Origin of the sequence: Bradyrhizobium sp. SPXBL-02, assembly GCF_051853065.1 — a bacterium.
In the GTDB taxonomy this organism is placed as follows: Bacteria; Pseudomonadota; Alphaproteobacteria; order Rhizobiales; family Xanthobacteraceae; genus Bradyrhizobium.
In genome coordinates this window covers 2,279,709-2,293,578 of the sequence record NZ_CP182474.1, presented here as the reverse complement: position 1 = coordinate 2,293,578, position 13,870 = coordinate 2,279,709, and the positions used below count along the sequence as shown (strand labels likewise).

General features: G+C 57.1%; 8 protein-coding genes. 2 read left to right on the top strand and 6 right to left on the bottom strand.

Annotation, left to right across the window (positions count from 1 at the left end; all coding sequences use genetic code 11):
- Positions 1-296 precede the first annotated feature (296 nt).
- Both trpD and ACNJYD_RS10435 read left to right on the top strand, forming a co-directional pair.
- On the top strand, positions 297-1,310 hold the full coding sequence (gene trpD / locus ACNJYD_RS10440) for an anthranilate phosphoribosyltransferase (protein ID WP_439366261.1): 1,014 nt from the start codon (positions 297-299) through the stop codon (positions 1,308-1,310).
- Positions 1,311-2,383: 1,073 nt separating this feature from the next.
- Positions 2,384-3,676, top strand: coding sequence for a peptide ligase PGM1-related protein (locus ACNJYD_RS10435; RefSeq protein WP_439366260.1), 1,293 nt, complete (start codon positions 2,384-2,386; stop codon positions 3,674-3,676).
- 1,056 nt (positions 3,677-4,732) lie between these two features.
- Here the strand turns inward: ACNJYD_RS10435 and ACNJYD_RS10430 are convergent.
- From ACNJYD_RS10430 to ACNJYD_RS10405, 6 genes are all read right to left on the bottom strand, one after another.
- A complete protein-coding gene (locus tag ACNJYD_RS10430; RefSeq protein WP_439366259.1) occupies positions 4,733-5,398 on the bottom strand; it encodes a 2OG-Fe(II) oxygenase in 666 nt (221 codons plus the stop codon).
- Positions 5,395-6,537, bottom strand: a complete 1,143-nt coding sequence (locus ACNJYD_RS10425) for a GFA family protein (RefSeq protein ID WP_439366258.1) — start codon at positions 6,535-6,537, stop codon at positions 5,395-5,397. Before ACNJYD_RS10425 ends, ACNJYD_RS10430 begins: the two co-directional genes overlap by 4 nt.
- Before the next feature lie 1,250 nt (positions 6,538-7,787).
- Complete coding sequence (locus tag ACNJYD_RS10420) at positions 7,788-8,654, bottom strand: electron transfer flavoprotein subunit beta/FixA family protein (protein WP_439366257.1); 867 nt, start codon at positions 8,652-8,654, stop codon at positions 7,788-7,790.
- Positions 8,655-9,158: 504 nt separating this feature from the next.
- Positions 9,159-10,973 carry a nif-specific transcriptional activator NifA gene (gene nifA / locus ACNJYD_RS10415; RefSeq protein WP_439366256.1) on the bottom strand — a complete coding sequence of 605 codons (1,815 nt, stop codon included), beginning with the start codon at positions 10,971-10,973 and terminating at the stop codon, positions 9,159-9,161.
- A gap of 182 nt (positions 10,974-11,155) precedes the next feature.
- Positions 11,156-11,992 carry an SDR family NAD(P)-dependent oxidoreductase gene (locus ACNJYD_RS10410; RefSeq protein WP_439366255.1) on the bottom strand — a complete coding sequence of 279 codons (837 nt, stop codon included), beginning with the start codon at positions 11,990-11,992 and terminating at the stop codon, positions 11,156-11,158.
- Between the two features lie 702 nt (positions 11,993-12,694).
- On the bottom strand, positions 12,695-13,804 hold the full coding sequence (locus ACNJYD_RS10405; protein WP_439366254.1) for a nodulation protein NodZ: 1,110 nt from the start codon (positions 13,802-13,804) through the stop codon (positions 12,695-12,697).
- Between the last annotated feature and the right edge of the window lie 66 nt (positions 13,805-13,870).

Here is a 13,870-nt window from a genome sequence, read left to right as displayed (position 1 = left end):
ACGCCGGCACCGGAAATCGGCGCCCTGTGATCGGCCGGAACTTCGACAGGAAGCGGGCGCGAGACAGAGCTATAATCCTCGCATCAACCAAGAGCCCCATCGAATGGAGAGAGCTTGACCCTCACGTAGCGTCAGGTTGTAGCGTCGCCAGACGCCACGTTCATCCGACGCCCCGCCTCGAGGAATCGTGCGGCTTAGCGAGTGCGGATAGACCGGCAGCTGCAGCAGCGCACCCGGTTGTGAAGGGGCCTGGCTGAACGGACGGACCCTAGTTTGGAAGGAACGTGTAAAGTTCGATGGAACCGCTTAAATCGATCATCGGTAAGGTTGCCACCGGCGCCACTCTGACCCGCGAGGAGGCAGCGTCAGCCTTCGACAGCATGATGTCCGGCGACGCAACTCCCTCGCAAATCGGGGGCTTGTTGATTGGGATGAGGGTCCGCGGGGAGACGGTCGAAGAAGTCACCGGCGCCGCATCCGCAATGCGAAATATAGTGCCAAGGGTCGAGACGCGATGTGATCCCATCGATATCGCTGGTACGAGCGATACCGTTATGTGTTCGCTCAACGTATCGACGTGCGCTTCGTTCATCGTCGCCGGCGTCGGCGTTCCCGTCGCCAAGAATGTCAACCGCGCTGCGTCTTTGCGCTCCAGCACGGCAGCGGTGTTGGCGCACGTCGGCGTAAAGGTCGATCTCAAGCCAGAGTCAATTGCACGTTGTGTGCACGAAGCCGACATTGGCTTCGTGTTTGCGTCACCCGACTTTCCGGCGATGCAGCGCATCAGGCAGATCCGGGGCGTACTTGGAACCCACACGATGTTCAATCTAATCGAGGCTCTGTCGAATCCAGCCGGGGTCAAGCGGCATATCCTTGGAGTGTCCACTCCCGAATGGGTGCAGCCTCTGGCGCAAGTCTTGAATAACCTTGGTGCCGATTCGGTATGGGTGGTTCATGGCTCGGATGGGCTCGATGATTTGTCCCTCACCGACACAAGCTTTGTTGCTGCGGTTGAGGCGGGTACAGTCCGCACGTTCGAAGTCACGCCGGAAGAAGCCGGGCTCCCCCGCTACCGCGCCGATGCGCTGGAGTGCAGTGATGTTGAGGCTCATGCGTTTGCGTTACAAAACGTGCTCGATGGCCTGCCAGGTCGTTTTCGTGATGCCGCTCTTCTGAATGCGGCGGCCGCACTGGTGGTGGCCGGGCGGGCCTCGAACCTAGAGGAAGGCGTGGCGCTCGGACAAGAATCACTTGATCGGGGCGCTGCAGCCGCTCGACTGAATCGGTTGATCGCGGTTTCGAACGCCTGACAGCCGAGCTCGTTGATGCCGCAACCTTGCGATCCATAGTGGCTTACGCGCGAGAACACTGTTGCAGCTGCGAATGCGCGTTACTTGTGCCGATTTCTCAGGGAGCGCCGCTTGCGCAAGTCCAGGTCAAAACAGCTCGCGCTGAACACTTAGCCCGACAGCCAACGTTTGATGCACCAGAGGCTGTTCGAGCCCCGCTTGTTGAGGTGAGGACCGGCGACGAAGCGTGCGCAAGCGCCAAAGGAGACAATCGGATATGCCCTGGCAGAGGATTGAAACACTTGGAACCATCGCAACGATAGAACACATCATTCGAAAGTTTCGAGAATTGATCGATACAGATAGCTCGATCCCGCCGGAGCTGCGGCGTACGCTGCACGAGACGCTGGATGGGCATCTTCTGGAAGCAAAGCGGCGTGTTCTCCTGAGAGAAAATTAGGTCCGTATGCCGTCTACACACGGAGGGACACTAGCAGGCCGCGCTCTACGCCCACGCTCAAAATCGTTGCGGCCAAGACTGGGTTCGAGCTGCTCGCTCGTTCAGCGGTGGCTCCGATGACGATTGCTTCGCGCCGTTCATCTCGCCTTGTCGGACTGGTCATCGATGGTGATGGCCCGCATGCGCACCCTGGCCAGCTCTAGATTTCGTCGAAACTCGGCGACTGGGGTCATTCGTTGGACACGCCTCCGGCGCATTCGCGGGATCGATCCTCAAAGGCCTCGTCCACAGGCTTCCCCGTCAGGGCACCGCTGATGCTTGCGACACCAGCTCTTCGGGCGCCCTCTTCGGGCATGAGCTTGGCCACGTTCTCATTGGGTCCGCAAAAAGGGGCTTGAACCTGACGTAACGTTAAATCGTAGGCTCTTGAGGTGTTACCTACATGGGTGTGAAGGACTTCGGATGCCTCAGCCGGTCAACTCCGCGGACCGATCGCTGGTCATGCTCCTTATCCCCGAGGGCCATCGCCGCAATCGCAACTCGCTGCAAAGCCCTTCGACCGTGGTTGCCATAACCAACTCATCCTGATCAAGTCCAGATGCCCGGAGGTTCGCGAATGCCGCGAATCCTAATTATGAATGCCGGTACGCCTCAGATGTCAGGCGCCCATCTAACAAAGGATCAACTTTCGCTGGCCGCCAGCTCGGCATTCCGTTCAGCGTGGTTTGCTCAGGAGGGCGACCTAATCGTCTCCCCGGTAGTGATCCCGGCGGATCTGCTATCCTTCATTGGCGCGACGCTCGATTTCGATGCATCGAGTCTTCGCCTGCTTGTACCAACGAGCCGCCAACCGACCATCCTCGATGATTACGCGTTGCTGTCCGAGACTGTTGTCGCGCGAATTAAAAGACATGTTCGTCAACAATCCACCTGGCGATTGTACCCCTGCTACTTTACTGAAGGCGTCGCACACTTGGCGGCCAAACTAAGCATACCAAAGATTGGCGACGACTTCGCCCTGCAGCGCGGTCCTGATTTACTGAATCGCAAGAGTCACTTCCGTCAGTTGGCAACAAGCGTCGCACTTCCGATTCCTCATGGATGTGTCGCGACAGATCCAAATGGACTGTTAAGAGCAGTCACTTACCTCAAATCCGAGACCGGCAGGGTCATCGTGAAGTTGGATAATGGAGCTGGAGGGTTCGGAAATGTCATTTTGACGAGCAGTACAAGCGATCCCCTACCTGGAGCCAGAGATACTCGGTGGACTTCCTGGCGTTCGCTTGATCCTGACGCGCTTTACTCCGAGATCACAACAGCATCGTGTAAGACGCTGGTCGTTGAATCGTACCACTTGGCCCGATCCTTGTTTTATCTCGAGTATGCAATCCAGGATGATGCATCAATCGCTTTCATCAATAGTGGAAATATACGCCTGCATAAAAGCCCAGATCGGTCCGAAAGGGCTCTCATCTGGACAGGGCTTGAGCTTCCCAGCGATCTAGAGAACGAGCAATGGTTGACTGCCCAGGAGCATGCCTACCGATTTGTGGCGCTAGCGAGAGACCTCGGCTATCGAGGAATGATCAACATCGACGCTATTTTCGCCAAAGACGGACGGTTGCTGTTCAATGAAGCGAACGGCCGCTGGGGTGGCGGCTCGGTGCTACACAACATTGCAGTTCGGCTGCTAGGCCCCGACTATTCCAGTCGCAACGTCATTCTATCTGTTAGAAATGTGCGATCACCATCCTTTCAAGCGGCGCATGATCGCTTCTTCAAAGAGGGATTGCTATTCGACCGCAAACGTAAGGCAGGCGTGATCCCGCTTGCCGCCGACAAACAGGCCGGTACCGTGGAGTGCGTTGTGATTGCGCCCGACAGGGCCGCGGCCCACGATCAGCAACACCGACTGTTAAGGTCCTAGCGAACACATCCGTTCCCCCCCCCAAAATACAAGAGGGCACGGCCTGAGCAAATAGGTTCGGCGCGGCGGCTGGCTTCACTCACTGCAGCGCCGGCCAGGGCGAGAGGCTAGGTTTATCCTTATGACCTTGCGCGGGAAATATTCTCACCCAGCGGATCGATCGCTGCAACAGGCTGTCCTGCGCAACGGCATCCGCTAAGCGCGTTGCGTCCGTCAACCCGACTTCTCTCGGTGGTGATTAGAGTCATGCTCAAGCGGCTCCGTTTGGAGCCACCGACTTGCGCAACTGCACGAGTACGGCACCAATCTTCGGGTGCAGATGAGGGCTGACCTTATAGTGAATAGATCTTCGTCGAGTGACTGATCGGAAAGCTGAGCAGCGATCCCTGGCTGAAGTTGTTGCGCAGATGCTCATCCAAGCTACCAACAGCAAGAGCATACTGTAGGCAGCTGAGCCCTCCCACTTGTTCATCCTTGATGATAGTCGACCTGTATACTCTCAAGACCTCCGGTTCATGGGAACGGATTGGCCTGGCTTTGCGAACGATGCTGACTCCGCCCGTAGCGCGCGAGGCGCGCATACGACCGAGTCCGGCAAGGGCGCTACGCTCGCCGGCCTTCTTAACGCTGCGGCATCGTTGCCCGTGTCGTAAAACGCTCGGCTATGCCCAGCTTCTCTTTGTAGTCGAGCCATCATCCGCCTGATGCGTGCCCGACCTTACCACCTTGACAAGAGGCGCATCTTGGGAATCGAGAGGCTCGCCACTACCATCTGCGAACCCCCGCGCTCCCCCCGCGCTACCCGGAATACAGCATCGCGCAGCGCCGAAGCGCCTCCCTGGTTTCACCCAGCGATAAGATGGCCATGACCAGCCAGCAACTTTTGCTCGGAGGGCGCGTGGTGGCCTGTACATGGACGAATGTTAACCATGGCTGCCGACCAGAACTGTCGCAGACGTTACGAGAAACACTGACCACAAGATGTGAAAGCGTTTGAATTTCCCGGAGAGCTCGCCCGCCACTCGGTTCTCAGAGACTCATATTAGGCGCGCTACCTCATAGCCGATCGGTAGAACTTTCGATGATCCGGCGGTTTGCGCCGCCCCTTTTTGAACAGAAGTAGACGAGAGATCGGCGTTCCCCGCTCGACACCGGCTTTACTTCATGCCGTACCTTACATGTCGTGACAAGCACGGCGCCATATGGTGGCCGGAATACATGCTGTTCGTACCCGGTAGGATATACTACGAACTCACCCCCCTCGAAGTCTCTCGCTAGCTGCACAATCACCGCGTACTCAAAGTCCGGATCACTCTTCGCATCCAAATGGATTCCCACGAAAGACCCGGGCGGCATACGATGCATTTGGCATCGGCGAACCACGTAATCTGAGGATGCTCCGAAGATCTGTCTAAGGGCGAAGCTGCGGTCTTTACTTTCAAGTAGCTCCATGATCTGCCCTGAAGCTGTACCACTGACGTTGCTGGGCGCGCGGCCGGGTGGATCCACCCTTACGCGCTTGACAAAGACGCTGTGCAAGTCGCCGGCATCTCCCTCCCGCACTTCTTCTTCGGCAATCTCAGCCTGCAGCTGATCGATCTTGGTCAAGTCGGCTTGAGTGAACAATATCTGGGGGGCGATAAGGGCCGTCCCCTTTACTAACAGCTCTATGCGGTACTTTGTCAGCATTTCTTCTGAAAGCTGGCGGGATTTATCACTCATTGCGCGCGCCATTCGAGCTCATTCCTTTGGTCTTCGAAGCAGGGCTCCGGGTCCTTGTGCATTGAGACGAATGCTCGCTCCCAATGCTCGCCATCGAACTCGGTTATTCTTACGCGTGCGATCGTCCTTCTATCCAGGCATCGAATATTTACGCTGAACCCGGAGGGGTTCGACCTCGGCCTATAGAATGGCTTTACCCCACAAAGCCGGCAAAACGTGTGCCGAGCAATGTTCTTGTTGAACTGATATGTCGTGAGGAGGTCTTCACCGCGCTCGATGCGTAGCTTATCGCCAGTGACGAGTAAGTGGAGAAACCCAGACATTTGGCAAATCGAGCAATTGCAACGAACTCCAGAGAGCTCTCGCGGCGCTCTGACGTAGAACTTGACAGAGCCACAATGGCAACGGCCATGATGTTCGATCTCCGAGTGATCATCTCCCGTGCGCGCCGCATTTGCGATGAGATCGCGGCACCACTGGACGCTGAGCCGATAGGCTCGGAGGAATTCATCCAAGAAATGATCACTACGGTCAGCCTGCACAAGTTCACCAATCAGCCGGCCTGTCATTTCGCCGTGGTACTTCTCCGCGGGATCTTCTCCGCCCACATGGCTGCGAAAGTACTCCAGATCGTCCGGCTGCACTTTAAACATTTCGGCCAGAGTCGTCCACAGCGACTGGATCATGTCCGCAGCATGTAGCTCAAAAGCTACCATGTAAGCGCAACGAACGAGGGAGTCTTTCGATGACAATCCGGCGTAGAGAGAATGCAGATACTGCTTCGTCTTAGAGCTATGGTTGGGCAGTATCGCTCGGCCGAGTAGTTGGGAGGCATCTTTCTTCAACAGGTTGGAGTGAAAGTTTTCTGTCAACAGAATATCCGGTAGCGCAGCCTTGCCTCCCTGGAGAATTCGGCCGTGGCCACCGGTCTCATCCCAACAGATAAAGTTCGCGACCACGCTGGTCAGTTCAATGTCTCTCGCAATATCCCGATTGTGATACATTGCATCGAATATGAGGTCCCTTTGGGACCCCGCCTGCAGGTACGGGAACGCCTGTGACATCGCCAGGTATTCGGGCAGCAGACTGGCGACCTGAACCTCGGACAACTGCGAGGCGAACGGATGCGGGCCGAACAAGGCTCGCGCTTGCTCCGTCAAGTACTCGTAGCATATCTTCGGAGGTTGATCGGCTGCAAATCGAGACGCTTGAGATGTCATTTGACCCCTGCAGATGAGAAGCGAACGGTCCTTGAGGAAGCAACTTCGTGTCCGGACCAACTATTAACCACCCTGGGCTCATTGGCTTCGATGGGCCAATGACTGCGTTCACCTTCCGGACGAACTTTTGGTAGTTTTCTTCGCGATGGCAGACAGCGGTATGCTCGATCCAGCTAATGAGCATCGAAGGGAATGCGTTCATTATTGGAGCGCGGGGAATCCGGTCGGATTCCTGTCCACCAGCAGTCCGACGCCGCAATGCCCACCACGATCAGCATTCGCGCGGAGACTCAAAACGGATACTGCGCCGCCCACGCCATTTTGAAGCTAATGTCGCGTGCGCGAGTGGCGTGCCTGGCCGCTTGGCACGCGTGCAGCTTTCGCGATCTTGGGCGAACGGATCAAGCCATCGCGGTTGCCGCTCGCCCCATTTCGCCGAACTGCCGTGAGCCTGGGACAGCATTGTAGACTCCAATTTGTACGTATGATGCTCTCAAGGCCTTTGGTCCCTGGTGTCATACCGCTCCTGGGCGGCACAAAGCATCTCAAAGCAACCCTCGCCCGATCTTCGCGTTCGCGATTTACAACTCTAACTTCTAAGTGACTCACAGCAATCATCGTGCCAACTCCCGAAATCGATCCGTAAGATCTAAACAGGTTGATACAACGGCAGTGACGCTTCCTCATTGCGAGTGTCAGAGGCTACGCGCCGCTGTCAGAAAGCAAACAGCGAAGCGCCAGCGGCCGCTCACATGCGTACAGGTCTGCTCAATCGCGGAGATTGGCTTGGCGACGCATAGGTTGACTTTGCGCCCGAAGCCAGCGACAGCGCTTTTAGGTGCAGACGGCAGCGCCAGTACGGTAACCCGGATCGCTGACTATTCCGTGTTCGCTCGTGACCGTTACGGGAAGACGCAATGGCCTTCCACGTCGTCGAACACGGCCGAACGGTGCCCCTGGAACAGGCGCAGGCCTCTTTGCCTGTGCCCCGACAATCCCGCGCGACTCCGGGAATCGATCGTGTGATCGACGGAGCATGCGGCCCCAGCTGCTCGCGAGTTCGACGGTACCATAGGCAGACCCTAGTGGTAGCTTGCCGAGATGCGTGGCTACATCTTGCGCGGTCTTCGACACGGGTGCGGCGATGATACATTCCTGGGGCGTATCTACTATGATGGCCTGGACTCTCCAGATCGGGCGTCACGAGCAAGCGCCGCAAGATCGGTTTCGAGCTTCGGTTGAAGCGAGAAAATTGCGTCTATCAACGCCTGCGCCGGTTGCTCGGCGGCCTCAACCAGCGCCGCCCTCTCGGCCCGTGCAGAGGGAGCGAACACACGCTTAACGACGGTCGGCGAGCCCTTGAGCCCGCAGTTGGAGGTGTCTTCGACACCGGCTTCTTGCGCGCTCCATTTCACGATTTTGGCACGCGCGGCACGCAGGGCATCCGCCATCGCGCCGCGCCGGATCTGATTTGTCGCCTCAAGCATCGTGATGAGGCACGGCAATTTGGTTTGCAACACCTGCACACCACCTTCGCAGCGTCGTTCCACTTCAATCGTTTGAGCAGCGAGGTTCAAGGATCTGATCTTCGCAACGTAAGTTAGCTGCACTACGCCCATTCGCTTTGCGATGCCGGGCCCAACCTGCGCAGTATCGCCATCGATAGTCTGCTTTCCCGTGAAAATGAGATTTGTCGGGCCATAGTCCTTACCGATTTTCCGGATGGCAGTTGCGAGTGCATACGTTGTGGCCAGTGTATCGGAGCCCGCAAAGCAGCGATCGGTGAGTAGGACGGCGCGATCGGCACCATAAGCCAACCCCTTTCGCAAGGACTCTTCTGCCGATGGCGGTCCCATGGTAAGCACAGTAATTTCGCCGCCGAACCGATCGCGCAGTTCAAGTGCGGCCTCGAGCGCGAAGAGGTCATATGGGTTGATGATGGTCGGCACTCCCTGACGCATGATTGTATTGGTCACGGGATGAACACGAATTTGCGCCGAGTCCGGAACTTGTTTGATGCAGACGACATTGTGCACGATGTTGCTCCAAAAGTTGCGATAGCTGCGAAGCGAACAGCAAGTGTTGTACCACCGCCGCCGTTCTGGAATCGGTTCGATGTCGCGAAGGCTTAAATGGGGCGATAACGCGCTCCAGCCCGCTTTTTCTTAACGAACGAACCCCGACACAGGTCAGGGCACCGACAACACCGTCCCGCTCGGCACGCCAGCCAAGAGACCAAGGACTGTTCGCAGGATAAATGCCGCACAACCTCTGCTGACATTTGGTTGATCGAAGGTTAAGGACCGTCGCTCACTCGTCCGTAGAATAGGGACGATAGCTTGTTCCCTGTTCGAGCTACGGACGTTTCGCGATGGCATGGCCAGCAGGTGAGGCTCTGTAACTCATGGCGTTCAAATCCATGTTGCGCGCCACGTCGTTGCCGCAGGCCGGCCGCTTCTCTTGCGATTGCGTAGATTGCCTCTTCGGGATCATTCTTCACGTATCTGTTTGGCATTAGCGGCTCCGGCGGATGTGGTCGTTCAGAACCGCTTTATCTCAACTCCATATTTCCGCAGCGCATAGCCAATTTGGCGCGGGGTTAGTCCGAGTAGGCGCGCTGCCTTGGCCTGCACCCAGCCAGATTTCTCCATGGCCGCAATGACCCGCTCGCGATCGGTCATGCTCGCACCACCAACGAGAACTGTGCCGGCAGGTGCCAGTGGGGCCGGTTCGCAAACAGACAGCGGTGGCGACGTCGTTTGAGCTAGCGGAGTGATGGACTTTGCATGCAAGGGTCGCATGGGTACCGCCAGGTCGGACTTGTCGTCCGATGTGCTTTTCCAGAGCATCATGGAAAGGCACTGGCCTTGGCAGCATGCAAAGTCACTTCTCACAATCGACGGCCCGGTACACAGCGTCGCTGTTCGCTCGATGCAGTTTTCGAGTTCGCGAATATTTCCCGGGAACCCGCAGTTCATCAGTACATCAATCGCACTGGCCTCCAGGGTGAGCGTACGGCCGTTCTCGCTGTTGAACTTTCTGAGGAACTCTCGGGCTAGCAGCGGAATATCACTGCGTCTTTCGCGCAGCGGCGGCAATAACAATGGAACTACGCTAATACGATAGTAGAGGTCCGCGCGGAACTCGCTCCTTGCCACGGCCTCTTCAAGGTTCTTGTTGGTCGCAGCTATGACTCGAACATCGACCTTAATCGTGTGATTGCTGCCGACGCGCTCGAACTCCTGCTCTTGCAGAACTCGCAGCAACTTCGCTTGGAACGGAGCTGAGATCTCTCCGATCTCATCTAAAAATAGCGTCCCTTTGTCAGCAAGCTCGAACCGCCCCTTGCGCGAGCTTACCGCACCGGTAAAGGCACCTTTCTCATGGCCAAACAATTCCGATTCCAGGACCGTCTCAGGCAGCGCCGCGCAATTCAGTTTAACGAACGGTCGTTTAGCGCGGGACGAGGACTCGTGAATGGCCTTGGCTACGAGCTCCTTGCCGGTGCCGGATTCGCCACGTAGCAGAACCGTGCTGTTCGATTTGGCTACAACCGCAATCTTCTCGAGCAGCCCGCTCAGCGCGGCGCTGTCGCCAATGATCCCGTGGGCGTGAAGCTTCTTGCGCTCGCGAGCGGCCATCCCAAGCTCAACGATCTTCTGTGGCTGGTCTTTGTCCACTAACAATCGTTCGCGATCGCAGGCCAACAAGCGATGTAGCTTCACTGTTTGCCCCACCAAATTGGCGACCATAACGAGCAGCCGCGCATCGTGCTCAAGCTGAAGACTGGAACTATCGTCCTTGATACGGTCTACCGTCAGCGTACCAACCACCCTCGGATCAATACGAATAGGAACCCCAATGAACGATACGGGCATGCTGTCGGAGGCGCCGAGAAGCTCTCGGTCCGCAGCGCTGAAGGCCGGCTCGTCGGCTACGCTCTCGACAACAAGAGGCCTGTCTGTCGCCACGATCTGGGCGATTGCTTTCTGCGGCAGGCACGTGCGGTAACGTTCGTCGCTGCCTTCGCTCCAGCCGGAGCCAACTGTAATTTCTGGGATGCCGTCATCGTCTAATAGTGAGACGATGCCGTGTCGCATCTGCACAAACGATTGCAGGAGGCCAAGGACCTTGGCCAACGTGACTTCGAGCCGACCAGGAGCGCTGACTATTTTCGATATTTCGAAGATGCCGGCCAGCGCGCTCTCATACGACGGCTGCCCCGAGGGATTACGCTCCGGCTCCGGTTGCGAGGCAGGTCGTTCCGAGGATGGGATATGCAGCATGAGCCTCTCTCCGTTGTCTTGAATATCCTCCCTGTTGCCATGTTGGGATTGGCGAGCTTCGTTTTGCATGTCACTCTCGATCCAGCCTCAAGTGTTGACGAGATGACATAGAACCGTGACACCTGATTATGGCACGACACCACACTTGCAATGTGCCCTCGTTTCACTTTTTGCGGATCGTGTGCGCGTCGTCAGCCGAGAACATGCGTGCCGCTACAGGACAAGTCAGCTGGGCCGCCTGAGCGGCGGCTTTACAAATGCTGCCCGCCATTGATCGGCACCTCGGCTCCCGTGACATAACTCGCCGCATCCGAGCACAGGAAGAAGATAACCTTGGCCACTTCATCCGGGGTCCCCACTCTGCGCAGCGGGATGCTTGGCACGAGACGAGCTTCCGTGTCTGGCGACAGCATGTCGGTCTTGATTTCGCCGGGCGCGATCGCATTCACGCGAATGCCATGCGGCGCATAATCATAGGCCAGTTCGCGTGTGAGGCTCGCAAGCGCCGCTTTCGACGTCGCATAGGCGCTACCGGCGAATGGGTGCACCCGTGAGCCTGCGATTGAAGTCACATTTACGATTGATCCAGACGCGGCTCTTAGCTCGTCAAACAGACCCTGCGCCAGCAGGATCGGAGCCACTAGATTAAGATGAAACACCCCCATCCAGGTCTCGGCGGACGTGGTCAACGACGTCATCCGATCGCCAGTGGCCGTTTTCGGCGAGACACCGGCATTATTCACCAGCGCGTGCAAGGGCGCACCGGCCAAGCGCTTCTTGACCTCGGTGATCGCACGCGGCAGCATTCGATGATTGCTGAGATCGATCTGGAAATGATCGTCATTCCCTACCTCCCAGGGGCATCGCTCGCTGTCGAAAGGTTGGCGCGCGCAAGAAATCACGCGCCAGCCCGCCTCCGAGAACAGCTTGGCAGTGGCGTGACCAATTCCGCGTGATGCCCCGGTGAGCAACATCGCCTTCTGTTCTCTACGATCATCGCGCGCTTTATCGGCGTGAACGAGGCAACCAAAATGTGTTTCGGCCAGCGGCTCTCTAATCAGATTGTCATTCGGCAGATCGAGACCCAAGCCCGCCTCCTCTACTGTTACGCCGGCGCACGCGTAGCAGGATTTGCGCCACTGCGGTGCAGGTAAACCCCTTCCGTTTTGCGTCCTAACGTCGCGCACGCCGTACACTTGACGGATTTCAGACAGTCGTGGGTGTGCTTTGTGACAACCACGATGGCAAATCAGCTACGTAAGCTCTCTAGCACACTTGCCTGCTTCATCACAGGGGTACGGACCGCGTTCGCTTTCTTGATCGCGCAACCGAATGAACCTGCGGCTGGTCGACGCCTCGCCGAAGCTAAAGATCGCTCGGGAGCGACCATAGTCATTTTGCCGCACTAACTCCAAAACTGACGTACCAGCCTCGCACGTCAGATTCGTCAATCGTCGATCTTGATTTGTCGCTCTGAGCAGAACTGGGATATCGCTGGCGTACGGATACGTTTATCCACGCTAGAGCACTGATTAGCTCCGATTTCTGGCTGGCCCAAAGGATGAGGACGACCTGTTCCGTCTGCTTACGCTGCGCAGCACTCTAGGGCCGTTGTTATCGCCGTCACGGCTTGATCGACGGCACTGGGCCTTGGCTTCGTTTTGTTCTTCGCTGTGAGTTCGCGCCAACAGCATCACACTGGGCAGACGATTGCCGCGCATACAAGAACTGGCAGCACTCTTGGATGCAAGGAGCGGCAATCACGTTGATCAAGCGGCTTACAACTTTCGTCAAACCACCAGCTCTTGCGAGCTGTCTTCGACCAAGATCAACCTGCTCGGATCGTTCAAATCGAATTCTATAACGCGTGGAGAAAAGAGACGCGCATAGCGCGTGAAGGCGCTCGTTGGGGGGAAACGGATCACCGTGTCGCAGCGCGCAAGAAGATACATCTCAGTGAGGGCAGAAAAGCCACCCTCGGCTCCAAGACCGGCGTTGTGCAACGGGCCGGCGTGAGGCGCCTGGAACTGCTTTGGAATCGCAAAAACATCAGGAAATTTTGCCGAAACCTTCTCAAGGATGAGCGCGCTGTCTGTGCACAGGAACGCCCTCACAGGCTTCGCATGTGGTAACGCCCTCGCCTTGTCAACGGCATTACAGACCTGTCGAAAGGCGCGCTCCGCGTCCGCCCAGTAGGGCGCATGCCCCATAATGTCCTCACCGTTACCATGCCGGACATGAATGCCGATCACGCTGTACGGCTCAAAGTGCTCGCGGTAGATAGCATCAATCCGCGCCTGAATTGCAGCTCGCGGCTTGATACTCCGAAATATCTCTCGCTCCGCCTCTTGATCGCAGCGCCACATCAGGCAGGCATCACACACCACCGTGTTAGCGTCGCTATCCCTCTGACTTTGGAACAGTTGATCGAGTTGGTCGCGTTCCCGGAAGATCTGCTCGTCCGGACGATAGACGCAATCGAGAGATGGCTTATTCCACCATGCCGGAAAGTATGGTCCCGGAAACGAGCGCTTATTGATGTCGTCGTCGCAAATCACCCGCACGCCGGCAATGTCGTCAACCGGTTCGAAGAAGACCGGAAAGGCATTGGTGAATGGTTCATCAAGATAGCAAGACCCCCGCCAATCGATGGCTAGCGTCCGCCCCGTCTGCTTTGCAAAGCGCCAAGCTGCTGCCAGTGACCACAGACAGTCGCCCAACCCCGTACGTCGTCGGGATACTACAAACCGATCATTCATCGAATCGCTACCCATCTCGATTGCCTTTTCGCGCGCTCCTGGTTGGACAAGAGACATCGATAAAGACATCTCCGGTATCTTTTTGCCCGGCGTCACGGTCTGAAATCGCGGTGCCGGCGAGCTGCGTCGGTAGAACTTCATAGCAGGGCTATCCGTGATGGCCGCGTTCTCTCAACACTTTCTGTCCTTTCTTCAGCGGTGTTGCAT